Source organism: Pseudomonas nitroreducens, from assembly GCF_014204515.1.
GTDB lineage: Bacteria > Pseudomonadota > Gammaproteobacteria > Pseudomonadales > Pseudomonadaceae > Pseudomonas > Pseudomonas nitritireducens_A.
Map to the genome: position 1 here is coordinate 1 of NZ_JACHLI010000043.1, position 26,885 is coordinate 26,885.

At 57.5% G+C, this 26,885-nt stretch carries 33 protein-coding genes and 5 tRNA genes; 13 read left to right on the top strand and 25 right to left on the bottom strand.

Annotation, left to right across the window (positions count from 1 at the left end; all coding sequences use genetic code 11):
• Positions 1 to 112 precede the first annotated feature (112 nt).
• Together HNP46_RS31985 and HNP46_RS31990 are read right to left on the bottom strand one after the other, a co-directional pair.
• Positions 113 to 628, bottom strand: coding sequence for a hypothetical protein (locus HNP46_RS31985; protein WP_184597196.1), 516 nt, complete (start codon positions 626 to 628; stop codon positions 113 to 115).
• 56 nt (positions 629 to 684) lie between these two features.
• Positions 685 to 2,277: an RNA repair transcriptional activator RtcR family protein gene (locus HNP46_RS31990; RefSeq protein ID WP_311771856.1), complete on the bottom strand. Its 1,593-nt coding sequence runs from the start codon at positions 2,275 to 2,277 to the stop codon at positions 685 to 687.
• 213 nt (positions 2,278 to 2,490) lie between these two features.
• Between HNP46_RS31990 and HNP46_RS31995 the strand changes: the two genes are divergently transcribed.
• The 5 genes from HNP46_RS31995 to HNP46_RS32015 all read left to right on the top strand — a co-directional run bounded on the left by HNP46_RS31995 (position 2,491) and on the right by HNP46_RS32015 (position 6,551).
• Positions 2,491 to 4,020 (top strand): vWA domain-containing protein, encoded by a 1,530-nt coding sequence (locus HNP46_RS31995; RefSeq protein ID WP_184597208.1) that lies wholly within the window; start codon positions 2,491 to 2,493, stop codon positions 4,018 to 4,020.
• A 598-nt stretch (positions 4,021 to 4,618) separates the two neighbouring features.
• Positions 4,619 to 4,984: a hypothetical protein gene (locus HNP46_RS32000; protein ID WP_184597210.1), complete on the top strand. Its 366-nt coding sequence runs from the start codon at positions 4,619 to 4,621 to the stop codon at positions 4,982 to 4,984.
• 145 nt (positions 4,985 to 5,129) lie between these two features.
• Positions 5,130 to 5,315 carry a hypothetical protein gene (locus HNP46_RS32005; protein WP_184597212.1) on the top strand — a complete coding sequence of 62 codons (186 nt, stop codon included), beginning with the start codon at positions 5,130 to 5,132 and terminating at the stop codon, positions 5,313 to 5,315.
• Between the two features lie 121 nt (positions 5,316 to 5,436).
• Positions 5,437 to 5,844, top strand: a complete 408-nt coding sequence (locus HNP46_RS32010) for a hypothetical protein (RefSeq protein WP_311771857.1) — start codon at positions 5,437 to 5,439, stop codon at positions 5,842 to 5,844.
• Between the two features lie 44 nt (positions 5,845 to 5,888).
• Positions 5,889 to 6,551: a pentapeptide repeat-containing protein gene (locus HNP46_RS32015; protein WP_184597214.1), complete on the top strand. Its 663-nt coding sequence runs from the start codon at positions 5,889 to 5,891 to the stop codon at positions 6,549 to 6,551.
• Here HNP46_RS32015 and HNP46_RS32020 read toward each other — a convergent pair.
• The 8 genes from HNP46_RS32020 to HNP46_RS32055 all read right to left on the bottom strand — a co-directional run bounded on the left by HNP46_RS32020 (position 6,531) and on the right by HNP46_RS32055 (position 10,948).
• On the bottom strand, positions 6,531 to 7,034 hold the full coding sequence (locus HNP46_RS32020) for a hypothetical protein (protein ID WP_184597216.1): 504 nt from the start codon (positions 7,032 to 7,034) through the stop codon (positions 6,531 to 6,533). The genes HNP46_RS32015 and HNP46_RS32020 overlap by 21 nt on opposite strands.
• Positions 7,035 to 7,092: 58 nt before the next feature.
• Positions 7,093 to 7,359 (bottom strand): hypothetical protein, encoded by a 267-nt coding sequence (locus HNP46_RS32025; protein WP_184597218.1) that lies wholly within the window; start codon positions 7,357 to 7,359, stop codon positions 7,093 to 7,095.
• 1 nt (position 7,360) lies between these two features.
• Positions 7,361 to 7,984 carry a hypothetical protein gene (locus HNP46_RS32030; protein ID WP_184597220.1) on the bottom strand — a complete coding sequence of 208 codons (624 nt, stop codon included), beginning with the start codon at positions 7,982 to 7,984 and terminating at the stop codon, positions 7,361 to 7,363.
• On the bottom strand, positions 7,981 to 8,409 hold the full coding sequence (locus HNP46_RS32035; protein WP_184597222.1) for a YkgJ family cysteine cluster protein: 429 nt from the start codon (positions 8,407 to 8,409) through the stop codon (positions 7,981 to 7,983). Before HNP46_RS32035 ends, HNP46_RS32030 begins: the two co-directional genes overlap by 4 nt.
• A gap of 115 nt (positions 8,410 to 8,524) precedes the next feature.
• Positions 8,525 to 8,980: a hypothetical protein gene (locus HNP46_RS32040; protein ID WP_184597224.1), complete on the bottom strand. Its 456-nt coding sequence runs from the start codon at positions 8,978 to 8,980 to the stop codon at positions 8,525 to 8,527.
• A gap of 153 nt (positions 8,981 to 9,133) precedes the next feature.
• A complete protein-coding gene (locus HNP46_RS32045) occupies positions 9,134 to 9,604 on the bottom strand; it encodes a hypothetical protein (protein WP_184597226.1) in 471 nt (156 codons plus the stop codon).
• Positions 9,585 to 10,304, bottom strand: a complete 720-nt coding sequence (locus HNP46_RS32050) for a DUF6036 family nucleotidyltransferase (RefSeq protein ID WP_184597228.1) — start codon at positions 10,302 to 10,304, stop codon at positions 9,585 to 9,587. The genes HNP46_RS32045 and HNP46_RS32050 overlap by 20 nt, the downstream gene beginning before the upstream one ends.
• A gap of 83 nt (positions 10,305 to 10,387) precedes the next feature.
• On the bottom strand, positions 10,388 to 10,948 hold the full coding sequence (locus tag HNP46_RS32055) for a hypothetical protein (RefSeq protein ID WP_184597229.1): 561 nt from the start codon (positions 10,946 to 10,948) through the stop codon (positions 10,388 to 10,390).
• A gap of 147 nt (positions 10,949 to 11,095) precedes the next feature.
• Here HNP46_RS32055 and HNP46_RS32060 point away from each other — a divergent pair, with 147 nt between their 5' ends.
• Positions 11,096 to 12,073 carry a hypothetical protein gene (locus HNP46_RS32060; protein ID WP_184597232.1) on the top strand — a complete coding sequence of 326 codons (978 nt, stop codon included), beginning with the start codon at positions 11,096 to 11,098 and terminating at the stop codon, positions 12,071 to 12,073.
• Between the two features lie 379 nt (positions 12,074 to 12,452).
• On the opposite strand, the gene HNP46_RS32065 is transcribed toward HNP46_RS32060, so the two are convergent.
• Positions 12,453 to 13,319, bottom strand: a complete 867-nt coding sequence (locus HNP46_RS32065; RefSeq protein WP_184597234.1) for a hypothetical protein — start codon at positions 13,317 to 13,319, stop codon at positions 12,453 to 12,455.
• Positions 13,320 to 13,444: 125 nt separating this feature from the next.
• Between HNP46_RS32065 and HNP46_RS32070 the strand changes: the two genes are divergently transcribed.
• A complete protein-coding gene (locus tag HNP46_RS32070; protein WP_184597236.1) occupies positions 13,445 to 13,711 on the top strand; it encodes a hypothetical protein in 267 nt (88 codons plus the stop codon).
• A 33-nt stretch (positions 13,712 to 13,744) separates the two neighbouring features.
• Here HNP46_RS32070 and HNP46_RS32075 read toward each other — a convergent pair whose 3' ends face one another.
• Both HNP46_RS32075 and HNP46_RS32080 read right to left on the bottom strand, forming a co-directional pair.
• Positions 13,745 to 14,308: a CYTH domain-containing protein gene (locus HNP46_RS32075; protein ID WP_184597244.1), complete on the bottom strand. Its 564-nt coding sequence runs from the start codon at positions 14,306 to 14,308 to the stop codon at positions 13,745 to 13,747.
• Positions 14,309 to 14,495: 187 nt separating this feature from the next.
• Entirely contained in the window at positions 14,496 to 15,389 is an 894-nt protein-coding gene (locus tag HNP46_RS32080; protein WP_184597246.1) for a hypothetical protein, read from the bottom strand.
• Between the two features lie 83 nt (positions 15,390 to 15,472).
• Here HNP46_RS32080 and HNP46_RS32085 point away from each other — a divergent pair, with 83 nt between their 5' ends.
• The 3 genes from HNP46_RS32085 (at position 15,473) to HNP46_RS32095 (ending at position 18,003) form a co-directional block, all read left to right on the top strand.
• Positions 15,473 to 15,880: a DUF4031 domain-containing protein gene (locus tag HNP46_RS32085; RefSeq protein ID WP_260403322.1), complete on the top strand. Its 408-nt coding sequence runs from the start codon at positions 15,473 to 15,475 to the stop codon at positions 15,878 to 15,880.
• Between the two features lie 421 nt (positions 15,881 to 16,301).
• The gene (locus tag HNP46_RS32090) at positions 16,302 to 17,027 is read left to right on the top strand and encodes a hypothetical protein (protein ID WP_184597248.1); all 726 of its coding nucleotides are present in this window, start codon (positions 16,302 to 16,304) and stop codon (positions 17,025 to 17,027) included.
• A 376-nt stretch (positions 17,028 to 17,403) separates the two neighbouring features.
• Positions 17,404 to 18,003, top strand: a complete 600-nt coding sequence (locus HNP46_RS32095) for a hypothetical protein (RefSeq protein WP_184597251.1) — start codon at positions 17,404 to 17,406, stop codon at positions 18,001 to 18,003.
• 51 nt (positions 18,004 to 18,054) lie between these two features.
• Here the strand turns inward: HNP46_RS32095 and HNP46_RS32100 are convergent, their stop codons facing one another.
• Positions 18,055 to 18,267 (bottom strand): hypothetical protein, encoded by a 213-nt coding sequence (locus tag HNP46_RS32100; protein WP_184597253.1) that lies wholly within the window; start codon positions 18,265 to 18,267, stop codon positions 18,055 to 18,057.
• A complete protein-coding gene (locus tag HNP46_RS32105; protein ID WP_184597255.1) occupies positions 18,254 to 18,829 on the bottom strand; it encodes a nucleoside 2-deoxyribosyltransferase in 576 nt (191 codons plus the stop codon). Before HNP46_RS32105 ends, HNP46_RS32100 begins: the two co-directional genes overlap by 14 nt.
• 261 nt (positions 18,830 to 19,090) lie before the next feature.
• On the opposite strand from HNP46_RS32105, the gene HNP46_RS32110 reads away from it, so the two are divergent.
• Complete coding sequence (locus HNP46_RS32110; protein WP_184597257.1) at positions 19,091 to 19,687, top strand: hypothetical protein; 597 nt, start codon at positions 19,091 to 19,093, stop codon at positions 19,685 to 19,687.
• 62 nt (positions 19,688 to 19,749) lie between these two features.
• Positions 19,750 to 20,025, top strand: coding sequence for a hypothetical protein (locus HNP46_RS32115; RefSeq protein ID WP_184597258.1), 276 nt, complete (start codon positions 19,750 to 19,752; stop codon positions 20,023 to 20,025).
• Here HNP46_RS32115 and HNP46_RS32120 read toward each other — a convergent pair.
• From HNP46_RS32120 to HNP46_RS32165, 10 genes are all read right to left on the bottom strand, one after another.
• The gene (locus HNP46_RS32120; RefSeq protein WP_184597260.1) at positions 20,022 to 20,600 is read right to left on the bottom strand and encodes a nucleoside 2-deoxyribosyltransferase; all 579 of its coding nucleotides are present in this window, start codon (positions 20,598 to 20,600) and stop codon (positions 20,022 to 20,024) included. The genes HNP46_RS32115 and HNP46_RS32120 overlap by 4 nt on opposite strands.
• A 184-nt stretch (positions 20,601 to 20,784) precedes the next feature.
• Positions 20,785 to 22,383, bottom strand: a complete 1,599-nt coding sequence (locus tag HNP46_RS32125; protein ID WP_184597262.1) for a metallophosphoesterase — start codon at positions 22,381 to 22,383, stop codon at positions 20,785 to 20,787.
• Positions 22,384 to 22,955: 572 nt separating this feature from the next.
• Positions 22,956 to 23,432 (bottom strand): hypothetical protein, encoded by a 477-nt coding sequence (locus HNP46_RS32130; RefSeq protein ID WP_184597264.1) that lies wholly within the window; start codon positions 23,430 to 23,432, stop codon positions 22,956 to 22,958.
• Positions 23,429 to 24,052 (bottom strand): hypothetical protein, encoded by a 624-nt coding sequence (locus HNP46_RS32135; protein WP_184597265.1) that lies wholly within the window; start codon positions 24,050 to 24,052, stop codon positions 23,429 to 23,431. The genes HNP46_RS32130 and HNP46_RS32135 overlap by 4 nt, the downstream gene beginning before the upstream one ends.
• A 546-nt stretch (positions 24,053 to 24,598) precedes the next feature.
• On the bottom strand, positions 24,599 to 24,973 hold the full coding sequence (locus HNP46_RS32140) for a histone-like nucleoid-structuring protein, MvaT/MvaU family (RefSeq protein ID WP_184597267.1): 375 nt from the start codon (positions 24,971 to 24,973) through the stop codon (positions 24,599 to 24,601).
• Positions 24,974 to 25,454: 481 nt separating this feature from the next.
• Positions 25,455 to 25,532, bottom strand: a tRNA-Arg gene (locus tag HNP46_RS32145).
• 5 nt (positions 25,533 to 25,537) lie between these two features.
• Positions 25,538 to 25,614, bottom strand: a tRNA-Arg gene (locus tag HNP46_RS32150).
• A gap of 8 nt (positions 25,615 to 25,622) precedes the next feature.
• Positions 25,623 to 25,699, bottom strand: a tRNA-Asp gene (locus tag HNP46_RS32155).
• Between the two features lie 7 nt (positions 25,700 to 25,706).
• Positions 25,707 to 25,783 (bottom strand) — tRNA-Glu (locus tag HNP46_RS32160).
• A gap of 84 nt (positions 25,784 to 25,867) precedes the next feature.
• Positions 25,868 to 25,943 (bottom strand) — tRNA-Asp (locus HNP46_RS32165).
• A gap of 556 nt (positions 25,944 to 26,499) precedes the next feature.
• Between HNP46_RS32165 and HNP46_RS32170 the strand changes: the two genes are divergently transcribed.
• Positions 26,500 to 26,811, top strand: coding sequence for a hypothetical protein (locus HNP46_RS32170; protein ID WP_184597269.1), 312 nt, complete (start codon positions 26,500 to 26,502; stop codon positions 26,809 to 26,811).
• The last annotated feature ends 74 nt before the right edge of the window (positions 26,812 to 26,885 follow it).

Genomic DNA, 26,885 nt, shown 5'->3' on the forward strand with positions numbered 1-26,885 from the left:
ACATAGTGGCGCGCCACCTCTAGCTTGAACTTCCCATCATGCCTTGCCATGTGGACCCCTCAGAGTTGGTGTCCAACATCTGGGGGTCAGTTCATCAAGAGGGGCTTGTGCTTCAAAGGGATGGGCCGTCAGAGTTATAGCTGGGAGCCGGCGGGTTGGGAATGGGGCACAGTGGTGCGGGGATGATGTCGTCGGTGATGACGTCAGGTGTTCTGATCCCCTTCAGCCTAAGGGCTTCGATGATGCCACGGCGGTAGAGGGGGAGGTCGAAGAGGTTATCCGTACCTTCTGGACATTCTGCATCGTAGAACCGGCATCTTCTGTGGTCGGCAATGAAGATGTGCACTCCGAAATCGATGGCATCGACCTCTTGTTGTGAAAGCCCTTCGGGAGCTTTCACGTTGGGCCAGTATCTCTCAAGCAGAGCCCAGTCCCATACCCCAAGCTCATTGTCCATGAGCTGCTCGCCTTGCAAGTCCATGAAGTCCTTCCGATCTTGAGTGACAAGCTTCAGGGCATCGATTGCCAGTTCTTCGCAGCAACCGTTGTTGATGTCGAAGTAGGACTCCGCCAGCTTTTTCTGGATGTAGTGGGCCCGGATCTGAAGCACTGCCTGCGTGATGTTCATTTTCACCCCTCTAGAGCTTCAGGGTAGGCATGCAGCTTCTGCAGGCTCAAGTGCGGCTACGCACGACGTAGGGCTGCGTGGACTTCCTTGATATCCAGGCCTAGGCCAACCAGGTACTTGCGCGCCCGTTGTGACGGGTTACTGCCTGCCTGGGCTCCGTAGAGGCGCCGGCCCAGCTCGGCGTAGCTGTCGGTTTCAGCACACACCGTGAGCACGTGCTCGAGGGTCACGACCTCCAGCGGCGTAAGCTGAGTCGTGTCGACCTGGCCAAGGTAGCCTTTGATTGAGCTGCCGGCGCTCTGGATCATCTTTGTGGAAGGCCCCCACTGGCGGTGCAGAGTCTCGATCTCATCCTGGACAACCTCGGTGCCGATCACACCACCTTCGGCCATCACGACCATGCGCTGGATCGAGGCAGAGAGGTCGCGGAAGTTACCGGCCCAGGTCGCCTGCTTGCTCTTGGCGAATGTCAGGTAGTCCTGACGCGCACGGCCTGCGAAGCGGTAGGCGACGTTGTGCTTTGCTTGCTGCTTGGCCAGCTCGAAGTCGATGTTCGGCTCCAGATCCTCGATGCGATCTGCCAGGCCCGGCAGTTCGAACGTCCAGGTGTTGATGCGCGCCAGCAGGTCTTCCCTGAACCGGCCGGCAGCCACTTCTGCGGCCAGGTCGCGGTTGGTGCCGGCGATGAACTGGAAGTCACTCTTCACGACGTCCTCGGAGCCCATGGCCGAGAAGGACTTGTCCTCCAGGGCATGCAGCAGCATCGCCTGCTCTTCGAGCCCGAGCTCGCCTATCTCATCCAGGAACAGCAGGCCCTTGTCAGCCTTCTTGAGCAGGCCTTCACGGGACTCGGTTGCGCCTGTGAACGCGCCCTTTTTGTGGCCAAAGAGCGTGGACATGACGGTGTCACCGCGCAGGGTAGCGCAGTTGACCTCGACGAACTGGCCGGCCAGGTTCTTGGCCTTGCGCTTCACCTCGAAGACGCTGCGCGCCATCTGGGTCTTACCGGCACCGGTCGGGCCCAGGAACAGGATAGGGGAGTCGGAACGCTCCGCTACGCGCTGTAGTTTGGAGACCGTGCGGTTGAACGCCTCGTTCAGGGTAGGGATACCGCCTTTGAGCAGGGTCTCGCCCTTCATCGCATCCAGACGGTAGCGCTGCATGATCGGGTCATGTTGCGAGAGGTCGAGGTCGATGATCTTGAGGTTTGTGGTGACACCCTCGCCGCGCGAGCACTGTACCAGGTAGCCCGGCCAGCGCTTGGACTCGACCATCAGGAAGCAGCAGATCTGCATGATGTGCGTGCCGGTGCTGATGCTCAGCAGGTGCGTGTCATCCGGGGCGAAGGTGATCTCCTTACGGAGGTCTTCCATCATGAGATAGGTCGACAGGAGGTCGAAAGGAGCGAAGTCCACCTCCTTGAGGATCACTTGGAAATCGTTGCCGGCGACGCGGGCCATCTCCAAAGCGTCCTCGCGCACCTGCTCAGCGATGTTCTTATGCTTGGGCTCGTGGATCAGCAGGAGCTCGTCGACCTTATGGCCGGAGGCGTCGCCCAGGCCGACGTTCGGGCGCCAGCGCTGCTTGCGACTGTCCTTGGAGCCAGCGTCTAGTGAGGAGCCAAGGAAAGAGATGATCCGTGTCTTCACGCCTGTATCCATTCAGATAGATTCATATACTGGAGTATATAGTAATCGAGGGATTTCAGGTGGTCAATTTCTGGGTAATTCCTATGTCATCTTCCTGAAGCCCAGTAAAATAGCGGGGTGCAGAGATTTATCAGGCCGAAATGAAAAAGTTGGCACGACCTTGGCAATAACTCTTGTGAGTCTGAAAAATCAGAATGAACAAGGAAAAGCATCATGGCTAACAAGGCACTCTTCTCCCGCGAGATCGTTCGCAACCACGCTGGCGGCGCTTCCAATGCGAAAACCGCCGAGCAGGCCCTCACCCAGTACGCAGTGACTGGCACCTTCAACGACGGGTGCTATCAGACCGGTGAAGGTCAGCTGAACAAGGTCATCGAGCTGGCCCAGGCCGTTTCGGACGAGTTCCTGGCGAAGCTGGCGGTCTACTCTCGTACCCAGGGCCATATGAAGGACATGCCGGCCATGTTGCTTGCGATGCTGACCGCTCGCGGCTCCGACCTGGTGGACGTTGTCTTCGACCGCGTGATCGACAACGGCAAGATGCTGCGCAATTTCGTGCAAATTATGCGTTCGGGTGTGGTCGGCCGTAAGTCGCTGGGCTCCAAGGCCAAGCGCCTGGTGAAGGCGGCTATCGCGCGCATGGACGACTACGCGCTGTGGAATGCTTCGGTCGGCAACGAACCGTCCCTGGTTGACGTGATGAAGCTGGCGCACCCGAAGGCGAGAGACGAGAAGCGCAACGCGCTGTACGGCTACCTGATGGGTAAGCCGGTCGACGTCGCGATGCTGCCGGTGTTCATCCGTGAGTACGAGCAGTTCGTGAAGGGTGAGCGTGCCGAAGCCCCGCTGCGTGTACCGTTCCAGAAGCTGACGGCTCTGCCGCTCAAGACTTCGGACTGGAAGCGCATCGCGATGAACATGAAGTGGGAAGCCACGAGGATGAACCTCAACACTTTCGGGCGCCATGGTTTGTACGCCGACCGTGGTGTGGTGGGGATGATCGCGGAGCGTCTGAGCGACCGAGCTGAGATCCTCCGGGCTCGTGTGTTCCCGTACCAGTTGATGACCACGCTGTTGAACATCGACGACTCGGTTCCGGTTGAGATCAAACAGGCCCTGGGTGAAGCGCTGCAGGTGTCACTGGAGAACGTGCCGAAGGTTGAGGGTAACCTCGTGATCGCGGTCGATATCTCCCGCTCTATGGCGAACCCGGCGAGCGGCTACCGTGCCGGCGCGACCACAAAGGTGCGTTGTGTCGATGTGGCGGCCCTGGTTGGCGCTGCGATGATCAAGAACAACCCGACAGCGCGCCTGGTGCTGTTCAACAACGGCGCCCGCGAATTCAAGGTGAACCGGGATGCGACTGTGATGGTAATGGCCGAGGACATCCGGTCGATGCTCAACGGCGGTACGAACTGCGGAAGCGTGGTGCGCTACCTGATGCAGGAGAAGATCAAAGCTGACCATCTCGTGATGATCAGCGACAACGAGTCCTGGGTGGGGGATACCTACCACTCTCAGCTGTCGACCCTTTGGGCTCAGTACAAGCGGGAGAACAAGCAGGCTCGCATGATCAACCTGGACATCACGCCGAACGAGTTTTCGGCATCTGATACCGGCCGTGAGGACACCCTCCTGGTCGGTGGTTTCTCGGATGAGGTGTTCAACGTCATGGCGCGCTTCCTCAATAAGGAAGTTGGGGTGGGCGGCCAGGTAAACGTGGTTCACGAGGTCGAGCTGTAACTTTGTGAGGAGGCAAGGATGCCTTCTTACAAATCAGATGAAAAATAGCTTGCAAGGCACTGAAATATATATAAAATAGAATGAACAAAGAGCGAGATTGGCCTGAGGCCAATAGCACTCAAGAGCTTCAAAGTTTGGCTGAATGTTGGGTTGGACTACATCATTGGCGATCACCGTCTCCCCAGTTCTTGTCAGCTAATCGCCAGATGCCCGGCGGGGCTACATCCGTTAAATGCAATCCTCGCCACCTCCTTGCTGGCACCTTTTTCGCCTCGCCGATCAGTCGGTGAAGCCAGGCTTTAAAGTTTGAGCCGAATGTGCACGGGACTACATCATTTGGGATAACCGTCTCGCGCGTTTGTGTCGGTTCATCGGTCAGATGCCGGTGGGACTACATCAGAAAACGTCTCGCCACTCCTTGCTGACCACCCCATTCGCCAGGTGTACCTGGTACGAGAAAGGCCGCTGACGCGGCCTTTTTCGTTTCTCCCCGCCATACCGTCCTTTCGCCGGCCGGACACTGTTGCAGAGGGCGTCTACGCTGAGAGTTACTGGGTCAACCCAGACCAAACTCCTCACTCCCGAAGAGAGTTCAGCCATGACCATCGCTCAGAGTGTGACAGCAACCACCAAGGTTATCCGTATCGAGGCGAGCCTTGCGGCTGAGCCGCAAAAGGACAACGATTTCGTCCAACATGTGGTGCGCGAATACATGGCCCTGGACTGGGGAACCCAGCTCAAGCTCCATGGCGCTCTCAAGATCACCCTGGAGAAGGACAGCCTGCTCAAGGTGAGCCGGCACCCTCAGAAGCCGTTCTTCGAGGTCTACTGCACCCAGGAGCAATTGGAGCAGGCCCATGCCGCGCTGCGTGACGCCTACACCCGCTATGCCACGACGATGCTCGAGCGCATGCAACGGATCGTAGAGCGTGTGGCAAGGGAGCCAGAGCGTGTAACGGCGTGAGGTTCACGTATTGACCGTTGCGACCGCCGGGGAGACTCGGCACAATGGACGTAACAACTAACCCTCATGACCGGTTTGGCAAGACCATCTGGTTGGAGGGGGAGAAAGCCGGCGAAAGCCGGTTTTTTCGCTTCTGGAGCAAGGAATGAAGAAGCTTTTGCAGGCCCAAGCCCTACTGACGGTGATCGCCTTCTGCGTCGTGGTGCTAATCCGCCTGGGCAGCGTCCATCCGCAAATGGGTGGTCTGTATTGGGCATTGGCCGGCGTCGCCATGACCTTTGGCATCCGCGCCTTGCGCCGGGTCGTCACCGCCGTGCGTGAGCTTCACTAACCGGCGCCTGGCTGGCGCTTGGTCGGGTCACCGGGCCCGCCGGCTTGCCCCCGGCTCAGCCAGGACGGTATCTTGAGAGAAACGGCGCCCAGGTAAGGGCTGACGATAAGAGGTAGGGCCGGTGAACTCGCACGATCTGAACAAGCTCCTCAAGAACCCCAGGGCGATGATGCAATTTCGCGCCAGCGGCCGGGTTCCGCAACGTGAGGAGATCACCAGTCCGCTCATCACTCTGCTCAAGTCGATTCACCCCAGGGAGCTGCTGCAGATCACCAACGTGAAGGTTGGCCTGACCGTGGGCTACACCGGCATCCATCCTTTCCAGAACGCCGCCCAGGCCCTCAACTGGCTGTGCCCGGCCAACCCCGGTCACTCCGAGCCCAGCGTGGCTTGCCGCGACCTGAGCTTCCGCCGCCGGCTGACCATCGACGACCTTGCCCGCATCGCCAGCGTGCCAGACAATGTCCGTTCGGAGTGGAACGCCCGTAACCCCTCGCGCACTCCGTCCTCGGGATTCGGCCTGGACTGACGGCTGACCAGCATCCTGAGGCCCTTTGGCGCTGGAGGATGCTGATGAGATTGCGTGGCCTGCCCGAATACACACTCGAACAGATCGCTGAGCTGCGCGCGAGATGGCAAACGCCCATCGGCCTTGAGATCTCTCAGGCCATCCTGGCTCGTGAACGCGCCGGCTGCGATGACGGCGAAGATTGGCCCGTGCTCCTCGAGCAACTGCCGGCAACCTCGGCACCCTGGCCTACCAACAATCAGTATCTTGACCTTAGGGGCATCTGCCTCGACGGTGAAGACCTGCAGGACGTGAGATTTTCCTTTGTCGACGTCAGCTTCGGGAGCTTTAAAGGCTGCCAGGCGCAGCGCTTCTGCTTGCAGGGCTCGACCTGCATTGAGCTCGACCTTCGCGGTACCAATCTGAAGAAGGCCGATCTGCTGCAGATCGTTGCGCCCAGAGCGCGCTTTGACTATTGCGACCTGACCGGGGCGGTCATGATGTGCAGCGAGCTGCAGATGGCTTCCTTTGCCTCGGCCAACCTCACGGCCGCTTGGGTGAATGGCTGCAACTTCGAGCTGGCCAACCTGCAGGGTGCCGTTTTAGAGGATCTGGATCGGTTCGTCAGCGTTTTCCCCGACGGGCACAGGCGGATCGCTCCGATCTCTGAGCCCTGGATCAGGGCGTGGGTGGAGGTGGAGAGGATCTTAGCCGATGGAAGGCGATAGCTCGGCAACGCCCCTGGGAGCGGCCAGGAGGCCGTTCCGCCGCATATCCCTCACGTAGGCGCCCAAAGCCTTCTCCTCGCCTTCCAGGAGGCTACAGCAGCCTCCCTCGGCCATCCACTGTTGAAGCTGCGCTTCGGCTGCCTCGCCTTCGAGCTCCGCAAACTCCATGGCCATTCCCTCGAACTCGTTCTCGAGGTCGACTTTGCAGCGGATACCGCGCGCATCGATGACCAGGTCGTCTTTGACGTAGCAGAAGGCGTGCACCAACACCCGGATGGGCGTGTCGCCGTCCTCGGGGATGCAATCCTCGTCGACGAAGATGCCGATCTTGTACTGGGTCGCCTTGGCCAGCGCCAGCGCAAACAGATGGCACCGGCCGTGGACGTAGTCCTCTACGTAGAACCGGTTTGCCGGATCGACCTGGTAGTCCTCGCGCACGTTGAGAAAGTCCAGGTCAAAGGGGATGACGTCGGCAGGCTTCATGGCAGGCTCCTTTTTACCCATCGTATCGATGGAGCCGGCCGCCGGCCCAGTGCTCCAGTCAGTTCCAGTACGGCCTGGCGCCGAGGAGGCGTTGCGCCGTGGTCTGGCTAATGCGCCCGCGCCGGCACTGTTCCGTGATGGTCACGGCGGTGATCACCTGGATGGCCATCACCGCGCAGCAGAAGACCAGCAGGCCAGGGAGAAGGTAATCCTCCCAGCCATCAGCATCGATGGCGCCCTTCACCGCGAGTACGCCAAGGCAAACTGCTAGGCTGCCCTGGAGAAAGTAGGAGAGGGCGAGGTGGCTGTGGGTTACCTTGCGCATGTCACTTGATCCTAGATTCAGCTTCTTCGAAGTCACGCCGCGCCGCTTCAGCACGGGCTTTATCTGCAACGATCAGATCGTTATGGAAGAGACCCTTCTTCTGGACGTAGTGAATGTCTTCGCTTTGCACATTTTCGTGGTGGGCCTCGATGCCTCTGGCCAGCGAGTGGGTCTCGAATGACAACCCAGCGGAGTGGCATAGGCCCAGGAACGAGTTCAGCGACTCCAGCAGCGCATCCTGCAAAGAATGGCGAAGGTCAGTCCCGCTGATCTCGGCCACTCTGGTCAGAGTCTGGGCCAGTTGGCCTGTGGCCCTGAGCAGGGTGTTGGCGTAGGCCTCTTTCGTGACGTAATCGGGGTAGCTGCCTTGGAACTTCAGGCCAAGATCGATCTGCAGTAGGTTGGCCATGGATAAGCAGGTGCTGATACCCCTGACCACCATGTCCTTGATGTTGTTGTCGTAGCAGATCTCGCGGTGCAGTTGAGCAGTGAGGTGCATCTGACGCAGGGCGTACTGGTTCAGTCGCTCACCCTTGGTCAGCTGGTAGACATTGGTGTCGAAATGCCTGTCGTGGATCTCTTGGCGGAACTGGAGAAAACGGAGGGTCATGTTGACGTGAATCATGCGTGTACTCCACTGCTGTCGCCTGAGCTCGCCACTCTGATGATGATCGAGTCTTCGCCGCAGGCGCCTGAATGAGGTTTAAGTCCAGCTGGCGCGGGGATAGGAGCTAGGCCATGGGCCGCACGGGCGGCATCGCACCTGGCGTTGTGCTCACCGTGCTCCCAGGAAGCATCGAACTCCCTGCAGGGCGCGGAACGCTGCTCGTAGATCGTGCAGGCCACACAGGAGCCGACTTCACCCTTGAGCGCTACGCAACGGGCAGGCTTCTGGTCTGTGCCGGCCATGGCCACACGGTGAGGGGAGATGGAGGTAACGAGCTCGTCTGGAACAGTGCCGCCGGCAGAAGCGGTCTCACCCCAGAAGAACGACACACGAAAGTGCGAACAGCAGGCACCGCAGGAGGTGCACGGGTTACTCGCGGACATGAATGCGCTCTATGCCAGCCAGACGAAAAAACAGCCCGGATCGGCAGAGTCGGGCTGATGGATGAAGCTCAATTTAACACTTATTGCAGGCGTGTGAAGAGGGGATGAATGATCTTCAGAACGGCGCTGGAGCCAGGCCGCTTTCGCGCTTGGTGCCGGTGTTGAGCGCGCGGTCGAGCACCACGATCTCAGCAGGTTCGAGGGCCAGCTCGCGCTCTTTGGCCATCTGCAGCTCCATCTGAACACCTACCAGGGCGAATTCGGAGTCGGCCGTGCGCCTTCTGATGTAGAGCTCCTTGTGCTGCACCAGTTGCGACGGCGCCGGGCAATAGCGGCCGAAGTCGTATTGCGCGATTGTTTGCATGGCCTGGTGCACACGGCGCCAGGTGGATGCGCTTGGGCCATGTTCGCCACCCTCAGCGCGCTCGACGAAACCCAGTAGCACGGTGGCCGCGCCCTTGAAGACGTGGTCATCGTACTGGGTGATGTAGTCTCCGTGGTGCTCAAGGATGCGCAGGACGGCGATGACATTGTCGTCGGTCATGGGCAGGTGCTGAGGATTGGGCATCATCGCGTTCTCATGGGAGGACTTTGGCGAAGCACCCTTTACCCGGACGACCTTGCTGCAGAGCAGAGGGTGGCCGGCCGGCGCCGGCAAAGAGGCTTCGATTCAACGTACATGAGGATCATAAGGGCAGGGTAGCCCTGCCCTTATGATGTGCGATCAGGGGGTAGGGTCGCCGTACTTATTGGCGATGCCAGTGTTGGCGTAATGGCGGGTCTGGTACTGAATCACGTTCTGCATCTGATCGCAGGCGTCTTCTTCCAGGCCCCACTCAAAGGCAATTGTGCTCAGCCGATAGTTTTTCACCTTCAACTCGGCACTTTCAGACTTCTTGGCTGGACGAAGTTCTTTGTAGGATGCAAGAACTTCTTTGATGTTCTTGTCCTGCTCATCAGAAATAAGCCAGTTGCGACGAAGAGTGTCGAGAAGATACAGCGCACGAACTTTCTGTTCCTTGGACTTGAGTTTGGTATCAACTTCAAGTTTCAGGTCTTGGCTGAAGTCTTTCTTCGAGTGCCAGAATAGAATAACGAACTCCTTGAACTTCTCAGGCGACATGTCTTTGAAAGGCTTCGATGAAAGCTCTTCAAGAAGTTCGCGAAATTGTTCGTTAGGGCTGTGGACTTTCATATTCCTGCTCGCCGTGCTCGAAGGTGTCAATTGCATGGTTCATCTTGCTGAGGAGTGTGCTTCTGTCTCCTACAGCATAGTCGATGGCCTCGGTGGCCAACCGACGGAAATCCTCGACCGTCATGCGCTTCATCTTGAACAGTGTCTGGATATCCTCCATGTCCCTGTCACCATATCGCCCAAGCTTGCTGATTGCAACGTCGACCGGAGCGGCGACGAAGATCTGCAGTGCCGCGTTGGAGTCAGTGCCGGCGATAGGAATCGCCCTCTCCAGGTAATCCTCGTGAAGAACGCCAAGCGAAGTGTTGAACTGGCCGTCGATGCTCAGGGACATTTCACGGCCCTTATCCTCGAATGATTCTTCCCGGCCGTACAAAGCGAATATGTCGCGCTTTTTTACGTTAGCAGATGCAATAAACTCAGCATCGATATCAGCACTACCCCTGGCGTTGGTCAGAAGGTGAATGGCGCAACCGCCGAAGATATAAACTTTCAGCGAGCCAGGACTTGCATCAGCCAAATATATGTTCGCGCGGCTTAGCATCGAGATTGCTGCTTTAGCGAGGGGCGTTTGTGTGTAGAGCCTATCTACTGCCTTCATGGCTTCCTCGATCACACTCTTGTCGTTCGTGCCAAGAGTGTTGCTGGATGAAAAAGCCTTTATAGCATCGCTCACGGTGTTCTTCTTGTTATTGTCCATCAGACGACCCTCCAATTACTGTCATCTTAACGAAAGAGGCCCCGGTCATTCATCATGCCGGGGCCTCAGTCTCGAGTAGGTTCTCAGGGAGCCGGGTGGCCGTCATCCTTCGCAGCCTGCGGGCGTGGCGCCGCAACAGGGCGCAGGATCGCCAGGTAGTCGAAGTCATCCTCAACCACGATTGTGCAGTTGAGGCCCAGGTTCTGGTAGAAGGGCGCGCTGTCGGCGCAGACCCTGGCAGGGTACTCGGCTAGCAGCTTGAGAATCTTCTCCTGGACTTCAGGGTCTTTGACGAAGGAACTCATCTGGATCAGGCAGGTATGTGCTGAGCGGTAGCCTATCCTGGAGATGGTGTCCGTTTTGTCCTTGAGGTCGTGCAGGGCCGCCTCGAGCTCCTCAATGCTCTCTACGCGGAACTCCTGATTCTCGTTCGGAAACTGCTTGGCGATGGCGTAGATGACTCTTTGGGCTTCATCCATGGCTCGAACAGGGGTGCGGTCGATGGCCATCGAGAGGTAGGCCAGCTTGGCCAGGTTCATGGCACCTCGCTTGATGAAATTCGAGTGCGCCGGTTGCTTGATCTTTACGCCCCAAAGGCTGTCGTAGATCTCGTTGGCCAGCTCAAGTTTGTTCGTGATGGGCATGAAGGCTCCAGGGCCAGGTGGCTATCGATCAGACTTCAGGTTACGCGGCGCGCGGTCGCCCCAGCAAGGGCAGCGATTGTAGTAGTTCCGCTTTGCAATTTGTGGATAATTCGCATACCACTCCATCGTTCCGGCCCTGGAGGCCTGATGTTCATTCTGAGCCCGAAGTACATCACCAAGCCGACCAGCGAGCTGGGTGTTGCCCCACGCTACATCTCGTTCCACAAGAATTCCTTCCTCATGGCGAACCGCAACGCCCAGCCCACCGCCGGCCAGTTGGAAGAGGCGGCTGCCTATATCCGGGAAATCAGCGAGATCGACCTTAGCGCGGCTGAGGTGGGGGAGATGCTGATGCTCTACCCCAAATCCAGGATCGCTCTTGCCACCGAGGGGTTGGAGTGCACTTCAACAGAGGACGAGCTTGCCTTCATGGTGGCGCACTTCTTCCTCGAGTGCAGCTGGCCAACATTCGGGGATGAGGTGGACATGCAACGTTTCGTGGACGTGCTGAAGGATCAGGCGTCCTGGCACGGCTATAAACTCTTGAAGGGTGACAGCAAATGCAAAGGAGAATGCCCTGTGCCGAATGTTGAAGACAAACAGGATCAGACCCAGCCGACAGCTGAGCCGGCGAAGACTGAGGAGAAAACCTCGGCTGCCGAAGCCGATACCTACCTGAACAACGTCGTGAAGCTGTACCCGGTCGCGTCTGTTGGCGCTGCCTTCCTGTTCGCGACTGTCTCGACAGGTGTGGCCACGGTGATTGCGGATAACCGAGGGTATGCCCAGAGCTACGGTCTGACCTGCTTGCTGGCCTCTGTTGTTGGCGTCCTTCTCTTCACCTTGCCTGGATTCAGAGACATCTGGGCCTGGTTCCGTCGCGCCAAAGTGTCCGCTGACGGTAGCGACCTTGGCCTTAGCCCTGAGCGTCTGCAGGTGGTTCTCCAACGACTGAAGCGTCTTTGCTTGGGCGCCTCGGCGCTGTTCCTCTCGTGGGTTGGATTGTTAGGTGCGCAGGCCTATACGGACATGCCCAAGCTCACCGTCAATGACTGGCTCTTCGCCGGGGCGGCAATGCTGATCGTTGAGGGTACGCGAAGGATGGTGAGGAGGTTCTTCCGTTGAGCCAGCCGGGGGAAGTTGATAAGGAGCTCTTGCAGCTCTGGAGAACCGGCCGCTGCTCCCGCGACCGAGGACTCCCTAAGCCCTACCTCTTGCAGGACATGTTCCGAGATCTTGGGGCATTCCTGGCTAAGCATGTGCATCCAGAATTGGTTTTCCTGGGAATTCTGGTAGCCGGGCTGACCGTGGTGTTCCTGATGTGTGAGCCGCTTAAGCTGTTCATGACCTTCTGTGGGCCTGCAATAGTGGTCGTGATGATTTGCGGGCTACTCGCGGGCTTTGATGACGATAGCGAACGATGCAAGTGCAAGGGCAAGTACTGCCCCTGCTGCGGTAAGCGCCGGCACTGACTCCATCCAGGGGTGAGGTCAGCGGCGCCATCTCAGGACGCCTTGCCGGTCAACTGCGCGTAACTCGGCAGCCTGGAGGGCACCTTCGTCGACAGCAGGTTGTACATCGCCTTCTGCCCAGTGATGAAGTCATCCAGGGGGCCGTACTTCTTGCGGAGGTAGTCACGGTCAATCCATTGGACGTTGTTGGTCTTGACGTTCTGGTCGAAGCCGGGCCAGAAGCTGCGGATCATCCCTTCCGGGATGTGGTGCTTCAGAAACCCGCGTTCGTACTGCTGGGCCTCTCGAGGGATGAAGGCGACGTGTGCGACGCCTGGCAGGCGCCCGCCAGCCTTGGTTGCCAGAACATGGCCAACCCGATCTCCATGGCTTTCGCTGATAACCAGCACCGGGCGCGTGCGCTCCGGATTGTTGATCAGATCCACCAGGTCAGCCATGTCCTCTCGGGTTGAGGCCACCAGGGCGGAATCGGTGAGGAACTGGCCGTAATCCTTCATGCCGGGGGAGCGAATCAGGTCAAAGGCTAGTGCCGGGATGGAGGGGAACCACTGCGGAGGTTGCTCCTCGGAGTCGAGAACCGACAGCTCGAAGCACATGCGCGGCGCGGCAGAGTCCATGTCCAGGACGACTTCAGTGCGCCAGGTGCGGCCGTAGACTACGGCATCCGGGTTGTCGTATCGCATTGCCCAGTGCGAAGCCGAGTCCACATGCACTTCCTTGCCGGAGGCGTCCTGCAGCTCGAAGCCGGCGCCGTCCACCGCGCAATCCGGGATGGCCATCTTCTGCTTCATGCGCAGCCACTTGATGACGGACATCATGGCTTGGCGCGATGCTGCAGTCGGGTCGTAAGACCGTGCATTGAGCTCTGCCTGGAATCGCAGGGCGGGAGTGACTACCATGAGCACCTCCTGTGTCTGGGTCTGGAATTCTAGATGAGTTACGAGATCACGTCTCGGAGTAGAACCATTGCTGGCGCCGAGGTTTGGTGCGAGGATCGAGTCAGCGCCCAGTCAGGAGATCGAGCATGACGTTGTATGCCGTGGTAGGAGTTGCCGGGGGCTACGCCCGTGAAGATGCAGGCACCGGTCAAGTTTACGGGCTGTATAGCTCCGAGGAAGTCGCCAACACCGTCCGCAAGGGGTTCGGTTTTGGCTGCACCGTCCAGCCCGTGGAGCTTGATGTCATCCCGCCGGGTGTCCTGGCCAACCTCCTGGAGCTTGGCTTTAAGCTGCCAGAGGGCTACAAGCTGGCCGCCCCAGAGTCTGAAAGCACGATTCCGATACCGTCCTGATGCTCAATGCATCAGGGCGGCTGGCGCTAGAGATCAGCGCTTCAACAGGGCTATCAGCTTCCTGAGCTTCCAGCGGAACCAGCCTTGCACACCCCAGGTGGAGTAGGGCCTCTTGGCCAGGTAGGAGTTGTAGTACTTGGCCTGCCCGGTCACTTCATCCCCCAGCCATGTAGGCTTCTCGTCCAGGTTCGCATTGTTGCGGTCGCTGAACTCGATCTCAGCCATGACCAGAGGGTAGTTGTCGCCCTGGAACAGATCGACCTCGAAGGTGTGCTCCTTCCACGGGATGAGGACACGGATCTTGTCGACCGGTTGCCGGCCGGCCTGCTGCGCCAGCTGCACAACAGACTCAACGAATTCCAGCGGCAGATCCGTTTCAAGCTCCGGACGTTCGACGCCCTCGGCATCGCCCAGCCCTTTCACGGTGAACACACCGTCGCTTCCGCTGCGACGGATACGCGCAGTAAAGGCTGGGTCGTCGGACAGGTAAACCTGGCTGATGCGCTTCATGTTGCACAGCGGGTTCTTCACCATCTCTTCCAGCTCAAGCCGGAACGCTTCGGTGACCCGGTACTTACGCTCAATCTCGGACTTCATGGGCGTCCTTAGAGGTGCACAAATTTGCTCGAAATTGTGCAGTAGAAAGCCTTGCCTGGGAAGCTGGAGTTTGAAGAGAACAGGCTGGTTGACTGATCCTCAAGTGGAATGGAAGTCCGCAATGAAGTTTTCGCTGGGCATGAAAAGGGCCCATCGAAGGGCCCTGGTGCAAGAACTGCCCGCAGGGTTAAGGAGAGGGGGAGTCGTAGACTTCGCGCAAGCGGCTAGGCCCCTTGACCGTCTCCTCTAGCATGACGAGCTTCAGCAGAGACACGTCGTCATCAGAGCGGCCGAGAGCTTTCATCTGCGAGACTGCGGCGTCAGTCATCTCTCTCGCTGTTTTCGCGAGCGGAAGCTGGCCCTCGGCATCCAGGAGGTCAACGATAGTTCGCGCAACCTTGCGAAGAATTGCCCCGTCACGACTGGGATAGCGTGCTAGTACTGCTGAGCTGCTGTTCAGCTGAATCAGGTGGTTATCCACGGCAAATGCGTACACGACCGGGTTACTTATCTGCTGCAGGCTGACATTAAGCACCTGGTAGCTCAGTGATCTCGCAATCCACGGCACCTCCAGGATGGCGCCGGCCACCGAAGGTTCCAGATCTACGAAGCGCTGGCGGATTGTGTTGGCAATCATTGTCGACCCCTCAAAAATCTCCAGGTATGCCTTGGCCGAGGAGGGGTCTTTGGTCACAAGGGGGCCATCGAAGAAGGGAACGTAGCTGTTGGGCAGGTCTTCGAGATGCTGGGGGTCAAAAGCCATCGGGCCGCCGGCTCCGAACAGTTGCTTGTAGGTGGCTCCATCAACCATACCGATAAGCAGGTAGGAGAGGGTGAGTCGAGTGGATAGGGTGAGATCCATTTCCACCAGGTGATCGATCACCCGAGCGGTGAATCGCCTGTTCAACTCCTGGTCGCTTTCGCTCAGGCAGAGCATCTCATTCATGAGATGCTGTTGAATGTTGATGCCACAGCGGGCGATCTCGCGAATTCGGTGGTTCGCCGCGTCCCGTGAGTAGACGTCGGAGGCCAGCTCTCCTGTGAGATGAAATACCAGGTTGTGGACGTGATCTTCGCTCATGAGAATCTCCTTTTGACCAGACTATCAGAGCCAACAGACGTTAAAACACCCTCGCCGGGATCAAGCCCTTTAGGCGATAATTGATGCGTGCCCCCGATCTGGAGATCCTGATGGCCGTCTATGTTGACTCAATGCGTGCCCCCTTTGGCAGGATGATCATGTGCCACATGACGGCGGATACCGACGAGGAGCTCCACCAGATGGCGGACAAGATCGGTGTCTCCCGGCGCTGGTGGCAGGCCCCGCCAGCGAAAGACAGCCACTACGACATCGCGCTGACCAAGCGTGCGCTGGCAGTAGCGGCCGGCGCCATCGAGGTCACCTGGCGACAAACCGGGCTGATGTGCAAGCGCAGGCGCGAGACTGGAAAGTTCGGGCCCCCTGAAGCTGCCGAGGCCTGGTATCGCGAGAGACACCTGGGCGGAATGCCTGATCCAGATGATGAGGCCCCGGCAAAGCAGCCGGGGGATCAGATCGATCTATTCTCCTGATTGCCACGATGTACGCCTACTGAGCAGCCCCTAATCATGTCATCATTCATATGGATGAATAACCCTGGAATTGTTTGATTTAAGAGAGCAATTTCGATGGAATTGGGAGGAATAAGGCTCAAAAAATCTCTCAATAAAATGTGATTCCTGTCACATAAATCGACGGATTGTGTATCACTAGGGCATCATTCAGCCTCCATCCCGCAACACCCCGTAACACGCAGAGCTAACCTGAATAGGCGCCGGCCCAGATCCCGGCGCCTGGCCGAAATCACCAGTTCAAATAAGCCAACACATTCAGGTGATCACGATGAAACGGACACATCTGTTTCTCCTCTCGTTCACATTTGTCCTCGCGTCCTGCGCCTCCACAGGAGACAGCTCTTCCTCCGCCGGCAGCAGTAGCGGAGATGACGGAAGCATGCAGATCATAGGTGCAGTCTTCAGCGCCCTGCTGGGCATGGCTGCCGCAGAGTCGTCTGGTAGTGCTGCCCAGGGCCAAAGCGTCATGCAGCAATCGATGAGCGCCTTCAACTCGCTGACTTCCAGCGGCTCGTCGACCGGTGCGGACGTTCAGGATGCTTATGCAAGCTCATCGAGTGACAGTGGATATGGTTCTTCGGTAAGCAGCAGCGCCCAGGCTGAGCCTGCAGCCCTATCTGGCGAGCAACTGGCATCGTCATTCAACCCGGATAGGTACTCGAAAGGTGGCTCAGCCAGTGGAGGTGCCTGCGCGGATGACTTGTCCTACTTGGCCGACAAATTGCCGATCACGAATCAGGCTGAGGTTGATCAGTACCGTGCGGGCGTGCTGGGCACCACAATGAGCGACATACTTGCCGGTATCAAGCGAGAAGGCATTTCCATCGATACGGCAATACAGCAGTCGCTTCTCCAAGCCCAGGCGAATGATCGTGAATCCAAGAACGCGTTTACAGCGGCAAGTGAGGTCGACGCCTACGGGACAAGTGATGAACAGTTCGAATCTGCCATGAAATCCGGACAGCTTAGACTCGACCCATGTGACTCAGGTATTCGTGGCCCCGCTCTGTGCGCAGCAGTGGTCATGAAGTACGGATCAATAGCTTCACGAGCAACAGCAGCGAACCTGATGTGTTACAAGCGCACCGGCAAAGTCTCAGCCTGACCGACCTCCAAATTTAGGGGCTGCAGCCATGGAAAAGTGTTCCCCATCGTACCGAGCGGCTAATGCGCTTTTGTTGATTAGCGCACTTGGGCTGGCCCCTTCTTTCACTCTCGCCGAAGAGTCTGTCCCAGAGCGACCCAACAACATCACCGAAGCAACCTGCAGACAGTATTCAAGTGACGCCTGGGCGGCTCTGCATGCCGAATATGACCGGGAGCAGCAGTGCATGTCATCGACCAGGGCAAATATCTCTCAGGGGTCTGAATGCAACGAACTCACGATGAGTGTTCACCATGGAATCATGGCCTGGCCTCATTGCCAGAATGCAGAGAGACATTGCGCTCTCAAGGCTGCGTTCAATGACTCGTTTGATTGCATGGCACAGGCCAGAAAGAATGCGAAGGATAAGCAGGGACTCCGGGACACACTCGAAACGGCTAAGTCTGCGGACGAAGCGCTGAGTACTGCCAGAAAGATTCACGACTTCATCAGTGATCCAGACGCGTTTGTGGCCAAATACGTGATCGACAAGGCTACCGAAGCTTCCAGGCAGGGCCTACGTAAGACGGTTCTCAACGAGAATGGGAAGCTGACCCCCTTCGGGTACGAGGCTGCTGATGAGCTGTATGACTGGGGCTTTAAACGATCAACTGTGGATAGTGGGCTACTTAGCGATAACCCGCTGATCAACGCCATCCAGAGCGAGAGCTTCAATGGCCTTGCTGGGATTCACCAGCAGATGCTCCTGGAAATGAACGGACTGGGTGCTGCGATCAGTACCTTCGGCGACATGCGCGAGCCTGCCATGAAGCGCCTAGAGTCGACCAGGCCACCCGCAACATCCTCTGCAGCACCTGCAAAGGCAAAGGTTGCCGGCGGAGACTGCGCGATCCTGGATGACGCTATGAGCGCAACGAATCTTTCAATCGAAGACCCAGCCAAGTTCGATGCCCTGATGGCCCGGTGCGGAGGGTAGTCTGCCAGGCCACCGCTGAGCGCTGAGTCCTGGCAGGGAGGGGCGACCTGACTACTTTCTGGACTTGGGCATCATGAAGAACAAGCAGGTGAACATCTCAAGTGCTAACAAGCCAAAAGTGATCGAGATCTTGTAGAAAAGATTCTCGGTCGCCAATGCTGCCACGAGGGAGTTTGCCCACAGCAGTACACAGACGATGCTCGCTGCAAAGATGGTTCTTGAAAGAACAAACCAAGCCATCGAGGCAAACTCATAGCGGGTCAAGAGCCAGCTCCTTGGCCTCGCGGGTAACCTTTGCTGGCGCTGCGTCCTGATCCTTCAGCGTCTTGTGCATCAGGTGGTACTGCAGGAGCTCCTGAATCGCCACTTCTACGCTGGTACTCAGGCCGGCCCAGGAGGTAGCGATCATCAGGTTGTGGGAGAGGTCGAAGTCCTCAACGGCGAACCCTTCTTCGTCGAAGCCATCACGGTTGGGCACCTGCTCAATCATCGGGCTGTGATCCTGAGAGTAGCCCCAGATTGGTTTGCCGAGCGCGCTTGCGTAGCCTACCTCGTAGGCGGTGCCGCTATCGGGCTCATGGCCACGGAAGGGGTTGAGGTTGGCCAGGACGTAGTCAGCTTCGTGGATCATTGCCTGGTTCGCTTTGCAGATCCAGGCGGCCATCTCTGCCTTCGACATGCGAGGCGGAACCTGGTTGTCCATCGGGTAGAGGCCCTGGAAGCCGTGGAATGTGCAGAGCTCCTTCAGATACTCGCCTTTGGCCAGTGAGTTGGGGAGGAAAACGTCGAAACCGGCCAGATAGACCTTGGGTAGGGGACTTTTCATGAGGACATCCTGTGTTCGCGCACGGGCGGTTATGACCATTTGGTCACGGAGTGGCCCGCAATTCTCGTGAAATTACTCGCCGATCCTGGCATGCACCTGGAAGGAGTGCAATGGCGCAAGCTCTTTATTGAAGAAATTTCCAGGCCGGTGAGCGGAATTGTCTTTCAATTGCTGCTTCGATGAAGGAGAATCGCCGGCCGTTAAAACGTGGCTGGAGCCCCTCCCCAAGCCGCGCATCGTGTTGAATGGAGACTGTTACAGATGAAAGCGATCATGGCGCTGCTGGCGCTGGTCACTTGTGAGGCCGCTGCCCAAGATTTCACCCGCTCGGAGGAGTTCTTCAGCAAATTCGCCCATAGCGACAGCGCCTGGCGTGAGTGGGGCTCTACCTATTACAACGACGAACGCGAAAGCGCTACAGAGCTGCTGATCCAGCACAGCAAAGACGTTCGGGACGTACTGCAGTACGACTACGGCCTCGTCGTCCCTTTCGACCCAGACCGGGCTCGCGAGATGTCCTACACCATCTTCACCGCACCGTCGGCGTCCATCTCGCCGGCCAAGCCTGGTGACTGTGGCGCTGTGACCGCGCTGCTCCTCGGCTCCATGGTGTCTGCGACCCTTGGCTACGCCGATGGGGGTATCGCGCGCCAGTCGTTCCTGCACGTTTCCGGCCGCAATAACATCCCGCTGCCCTACATTGCCCGCGCCAACGAGGCGCTGAAGCATTACTGCTTCCTGGGCGGTGAAGAGCAGGTGGCTCCGGTGGTGAAGGACTTCACCAACCGTCTGCACATGAGCCTGCAGGACTCGGCCTACGGCCTCCGTACTGCGATGCGCATGGCTGCCGTCTACTGATCTATCCCAGCCTGGTATGTGGAGCTAGACTCCTGGCTCCACCACCTTGCAAAGGGTTCAGCATGAAATACCTCTACTCGACAATCGTCCCGGAGAGCTTCGACTTCATGGACTTCTCGGAGCGCCTATGTGAGAGCCTGCCCGAGGACGCTGAGGCGGTCTATGGCGGGGGTAACTACGATGGCAAGCGCATTCTCGAGGTAGTCTCCAACGTGCAGCCTGAGGTCTTCACCAAGGTCATGGCGAATGCTACGGGTGGTGTTGTGAGTGCAGAGACTCTAAAGGCGTTACCTCTGGCAAAGGCTCATCCGAGATTCCTCGACGAGCGCGACTACTAGGAAACCCTGGTCAGCAGCATCATATCGAGATCGGCAGGCGCTCTGAACGTTGGTTCGGGGCGCTTTCCACGCTTTACCATGTGGGTTGCAAGGCTGGCCACGGCATCATCCACTCGCAGGCTGACGCCGCTCCAGGTGCAGGCGATCATCTTGTTGTGGGGAAGGTTGAAGCTCTCGAGCTCGAAGCCCTTGTCGCACCGGCCATTCTCCGATGGTAGTTTGTCGGTAATTGCGCGCAGGTCGCTGCAGTAACCCCAAACCGGTTTACCAAGAGCGACAGCCATTCCCACTTCAAAGCACACGTTCGGCGCCGGCTCCCCGCCTCGAAAATCGTTGAGGTTCGCGAGTACACAATCGGCCTGCCGGAGCAGGTTCAGGTTCCTGAACGTCAGCCACTGTGCAGCCTCATGCCTAGGGAGCTCCAGTGGCGCACGGTTGTCGCCCGGATACAGCGCCAGCATGTTGTGGGCTAGGCATAAACGCTTGAGCTTGAAGCCTCGCTCCATAGCATCGCTCGCGTAGATGTCGAAACCCGACAAATAGCACTTAACTCGACCAGAACCACGGCTTTCCATTGCTTCCTCTCGGTGATCTTTGGGGCGGCTGCACGAGAGCCGTCCACAGTTTGGCAGTCAATTTACGCAATATTCGAGGGGGCGCGGATCATGGCATGTAATATTTACGTGTGCAACAAAACGAACGGGCACCGTATGACCGTTCGTCTGCATTTTTCGTGACCAGAGAGTCTGACCGAGCGGTCTAGAAACTGATGGGAATTTCAAGCGGTACGTAGCCGAGTTGCTTAAACTCCTCGGCAGCCACATCGTCCAGGTACTCAACCTTCAATGACTGCCGGCGAAGACCTGTCAGGGTCAGGGAATCTCCGCCCAGGTGAGAGTAGATGACGCAAAGCTCCCTATCCCTCAGGAACCGGGTCAGTCGCCGAAACTCAGTCGCTGTTCGACCTTGCTTGAAGGCATGCAGGTCAGCCTGGCCCATGACCACCAGTTCATGCGTGTAAGGATCGTAGGCGAGCCCGGCACTCAAGCTTGACTCAACGTTCTCTGGGCCATGGCCAGGAGCGTGAACCATGCAAACCACCGCTCCTGTGGCCGCCTGAGTGCCATATGTGCCGCACTGACTGACGGTGTAAATCGCCGGAGGATATCCCGGAATCTCCACTGGAGGTCGACGGTGCTCGTTGACTATGGGGTTGCGGTGATCCTGATTCTGGTCTGCTCGGCCCTTGATCCAGTCGGGAATCACCTTGTGCCATTTGAGCTCCCGGTGAGCCATTGGCACATACACCTCGTTGGTCACTAGGCCGGTATGGATTCCGTGAGCATCAAGGACGAGATATCGCAACGGGCCTCCATACTCGACGCCTTCCTCGAGGGAAAAGCTTCGTTGATTGGGAAGCAGATCTCGGCAAATGTCGTTACGGTGCCCATGGGCCTGATACTGTTTCCCGTGACAGTTCCTCTCGAAGACGGAATCGATATCGTCCTCGTAACTTCCGATCCCCCGCCAACAGTCGGCGCCTGTTACGAGTTGAGGATCAGCAAACCCAGGCAAACCGCCATGACACACTTGCCAGCTGTTGCCGTGGAACCTGAACTGGAAGAGGTCGAGCGACTTCAGCACGATCTCGCGCGCTTCGTCCTTGGTAAACCCTTCAGCCAGAAGTTGAGGAAGAGTCCGCTCCTCGAATTCCTTGTAAGTTGCTTTGCCGGCAGCCCACTTCATCAGCAAGAGTTCGTGGTTACCGCATATTAGGATCGCGTTTGGGAGTTTCAGTAGCTCGCGGATGATCTGAAGAACGCGACCATTCAACGGGCCTCGATCAAACAGGTCGCCCACCAAGATGTAAAGGGTGTGCGGGTCGAGTCTGGTGCCGAGGATGGTCTCGAGGGGAGCAGCACATCCCTGCACGTCGCCGATGATCATGATTCGGCGATAACTGGAGGTCAGGTCAACTGGGGCTTCTGACATAGCCTGCAGGAAGCGTTCGGCCTTCAATGAAGGAATGTTGGCCAGGAATGCCGGCAGGAAGGTGCCAGGTGTGGCCACGAACGCAACTGAGTAGCAGAACTCAGCGGCCAGATCGAGCAAAAGGGAAGGGTCATCTTCGAAGAGAGCAGCGTTCACCGCCGTGGTGATTCCTTTCTCCATCCGGTGCCGGAGAACATGGAACAGGGTGCTGATGGCTGCGGCCGGGTGTTCGACCTGATGGAGGCGACCGTTCCACCCCATTGTCCAGGTCGAGGTAAGCTCGGACGTCGGGAAGTCCAGGTTCACGATGGGGTGCACGTTCGCGCGCATCCACTGCGGGTCTGTGTGTAGGTAGAGTTTTCTCACGCTTCGGTTTCCTGTTCCCAGTGGGGTATTTTCACCCTAAAGGCTATACCCAAAGGTTCATGATTCGCTGGCGCTAGCTGCCGCGCCCGACCCGTATTACCTCTGCAGCTACCCGCAGGCGCTGGTTGATCATCTGGATGCGTGCCGCAGTATCTTCGCAGCCGTCGCCCCCAATAAGCTCGATCTCATTTCGGCGCGCCCGGTACACGTAGGAGCTCAGCGATGTGAGCCTCCACTCTCCCCGTGGGCGGGTATGTGAGTGATGCAGCAGAAAGGCGAATCGGCTCGACTCCGGTGCGGCGCAGCACTCCACCAGGATGTCGTAGAGAGCATTGGCCTCTTGCTCTGTGAGTGGCGCCTTCATGCGGACTTCTCGCGCACTGGATTCGGAAAACCCCGGAGGAGCTTGCCATGTTTTTGTCCCGCCATCACTGTGTCTCCCTGACTGCGTAGGCCTTGCATTCCAAGCTGGTAGTGCGGGTTCTCGAGGAGAAGCCCGCCTTACAGGCAGGTACGAGTGGGAAGCGATTCTAAACACGGTACAGGGTGACGTCCACAGTGGTTCACGAGACTTAAATTCGAGGCATCTGCTCGTTGATGTACAGATCTATCGCCGGCCCAGGGCGGTCGTCCATTAGCTTGGCCAGGTTGTCACCACGGGCAATCTGCAGGCGCGTCATTCGTGTGGCAATACCGACCTGAGCGGACAGTGCAATTCGATCACCTGGAGGCGAGTGCCTAGCCAAGGCGCCCAGGAGCGCGTAGGCAATGACTTGGTCTCTCCTGGTGCCCAGGCCTTCTCCATAAATCTTCGCAAGTAATACGGCCGCAGCGGTGCCTTCAAGCTGCACTGGTAAATCAGCATCGAGGCTTTTGATCTCCTTGATGCTGTGCTGGCGCAGGGCCCCTCTTCGAGAAAGCACGTTGATCAGCTCGGCGCCGGCCTGGGCGTAAGCTTGCCGATCCCAAGCTACCAGGGCCTCCTTCATACCAGCGAATGATGTTGCCGGTACCATGGCCAGGAAGAGGATGAGAGTGAAAGCTTTCACTCGGTCTTGAGGTTCCGAGCTTCGACATAGCTTCTCAGCCCATCGATCCCCGCGCGAAGCGCCCTAGCGTCTCTCAAGGCGGTGTGGCGATCCGGCTCAGGCAGGCGGTTCTTGAGGATCTGCCATAGAGGCACTGGGATGAAGTCGTATACCTTGGCTACCCCGAAGGTAGGTTCGGCTTCGCTGGCGCTGTATATCATCTGCAGCCAGGCGATGTCGTGGGAGCTGCTGACCCAAATGAGCTTGCCTTCGTACATGCCGTTGAGGTCATGAACGATGCCTTTGCATGGAACCCCATGAAGGATCAGTTCATGCCTAGCACGCCCATGGATCGCTTCTGCGGCTTTGTCCCAGAGTTTCCAGTCGGGTTGCGGGGCTATCAGTGACTCATATTCATACCCGTCGGACGATACGCCAACCTCAATGGGGAAGCTTCCGTTGAGCAGGCCCGAGGCCTCGAGATCCATGAAGTTCTCACCACGCAGTACGAGCTCCAGGCCGTCGCGGAGGCGGACATGTACAGGTGCACCGGCCATTTCACGGAGCAGATCAAGGTCGGTCTTACCGGCAAGGAAGTGCAGACCTGCAGGAGCCGCTTGTGCAGTTGAGCTTTGGGGCATGTGCGTATTCCGAGCGTGACGCCGCCTGTGCTGGCGCCTGGGATTTTGACCGGCAGGATGCTAGCACGATGCTGAAGCTCTTTTAACAACAAATTGCAGGATTTGGCCTGGTGGAGTAGAGTGCCGGCGTCCTCCAGAAGACGAATGCCGACCGCCAGCGACCTCGGGTACCGGTAAGTGCTGGGATGGGTCGCATAGAGCCACGATCTCTACCATCGGAGCGAGGGTTGCAATGCAACATGGCATCTCTCAAAAGGGGAGCCAACGGGCGTCGCTCGGACAATTTCGTATGGTTTTAAGTGTGATAATCAGGCGGTTAACTTTCCTGAAACGGCAGGTTTTGAGATCGATATAAAGCTAGATCGGCCCAAGGTTAAGCCACGTCTATCCTGGGGTTAGCCTGATGGCAGCAAAGCGACCCTGGCAGCAATTTAGCTACCTGGATGTTCATATCTGAACGGTGCCGATAAGCAGGGCACTGAGTAGATGACTAGCTGCCAAAAATGAAAAGCCCGCCAATGGCGGGCTCATTCATTTGCAGTGGAATCAGTCGAGGATGGTCGCCCAGCTTTCAACTGCTTCGCCGCCCCACTTGGCTTTCCACTCTTTCAGAGTTTTGTGGTTGCCGCCCTTGGTTTCGATGATTTCGCCAGTTTCCGGGTTCTTGTACTGCTTGACCTTACGGTTGCGGGTCTTGCGGCCGTCGTTGGAGGCTGCAGCCTGGACTTTCGCCGTTGGATCGAGGATCGCGACGATGTCTTTCAGGGACTTGCTGTAGCCAGTCATCAGAGCGCGCAGCTTCTCCTCGAACTCCATTTCCTTCTTGAGAGCTGGATCGTCACGCAGGTCATCCAGTTGAGCCTGTCTGACGCGAATTTCTTCTTCCAGGGTGCGGAATGTGCTGATGAGGGATTTGGACATGTTGGCTTTCCGATGAGCTTTAGGGTGAATTTAGGCTACATTCGGCCAACGATAAGGGCAAGTGAAATTGACAATTTGCCAACAAAATCGTGAGGTATGACAGGCATTCAGGGTCTGAACTCTGGGATCGATAAGCTGGATTCTGTAAGTTTGTGTAAGCCTCCTGGAAAATAGCGCTGCGTCCATACAACTAAAGGATACGCCGGCATATTGGCTAGCCTTTTGGTGAGTCCATTTCACCAGGATCGGTAGATCCAGTTGTGTGGTGTCGAGGAGGAGGGAGGTGTCGATTCGTCTGCCCCATACGGGAAGACGTTAGGCGCTTCGCGGAGGAGACGACAATAAGCCGGAAAACCCATGCACGGACGGCTTTCCGATTCATGATTTTTCCGTGGAGAGCTCTGGGTTGGGCTTTCCGCTCACCGCCTAAATTTTCTCCGGCAGTACATTTCCTGGCGAACCTACTGCCCTTCGTTGTGTTTGGAGCCCCCAGAGGGATTCGAACCCATCAACCACCGACTTCGAAGGCCGGTCGTCTATCCAGTTGACGTATGGAGGCGTGTTTGGTGTTGATGGAGGGACTCGAACCCCCGACCCCTGGTTCCGCAAACCAGCGCTCTTTCCAGCTGAGCTACATCAACAATGAAACTGGCGACCCGTGTGGGATTCGAATCCACGATTCCCGGCGAGACAAGCCGGAGCCTTAGACCACTGGGCTAACGGGCCAAATAACTGGAGCTCCCGACGGGGATTGAACCCGCATTAATCCCGTGAAAGGGGATTGTCCTAGTCCGCTTAGACGACAGGAGCGCAAACTTTCTACATATATAAAAATTCCAGGCAATAATTACCCTAAAGTTCACGCAATAAATAAATACGAGAACCTATTATATTTGGCGGCCCGTAGGGGAATCGAACCCCTGCATGCCTGATAGACAGTCAGGTGCCTTTACCGTTTGGCTAACGGGCCTTTAACTTTTCCTGCCCCTAACAAAAAACCGGGAGCCCTTTCGGAGCCCCCGGTTTCTCTGTGCTCGGGGGCGTCTAGCCCCCGTGTTTCGGGTACTAGACAGGCAGGCGGAGGTCATCCTCGCGACGTTCGTCGCGATCATTCCGTTCCACTTGTACCATTACATTGTTCATTGGGGCGTTCCTAATTCGTAAGCAATAAAAAACCGAGGGGGTTGCCCTCGGTTTTTGTTCACTGAGGGCGTCTAGCCCTCATGCGAGAAACTAGACTAAATGGACTCCACCGAGCGTTCAGCCCGGTCATCAGAGAAGTCGATACGTTCGAAAGTAGTCATTGCAGTTTCTCGCAGGTGGTGCGTTATGGATAGGCTCAGATTAACTTCGCTCTTTTACGAATGCAACACCTTATTCAAACTTTTTTCAAACTTTCTTTCACGACTTACTTCTTTGGAACTGTATGCCTACATCTAGCCCGGAAGGGGAGTGTTGGCTGGGGGTGGAGAAATGGTCTTGGGAGTGTGGTACAAAGCCGCTGTGTTGATCTTCGAGCTCACGTGATGACCGAACGTAAAGGGCCTGGCATGGAGCCGGTCGTATCCAAGGATGATGAGGTAGTTCTCGCAATCTGCGACCACTGCAGGGGCTATGGTCTGTACCTCGTAACGAAATGGGCAGATGCAGAAGCACTTGCCGAGCTATCAGAGCTCCTCACCAAGGACTACACAGAGAAGCGCCTAACCCTCAGGAGCGCCTCTGCAGCCCGCGAGTGCGAATGCCGGGACGAGCAGGGCAATCCACCGCCTCCAAAAGAGGCGCGCATACCGACCAGGCCAGTCCTCTCGATCAAGCGCAATAAGCCGGCGGACTGACGCCGGCCAGATTGAGTGAGCGTCAATTCGAGCTCAATTGCAGAGCCAGCCTATGTGTTCCGACCAGGCTCCAA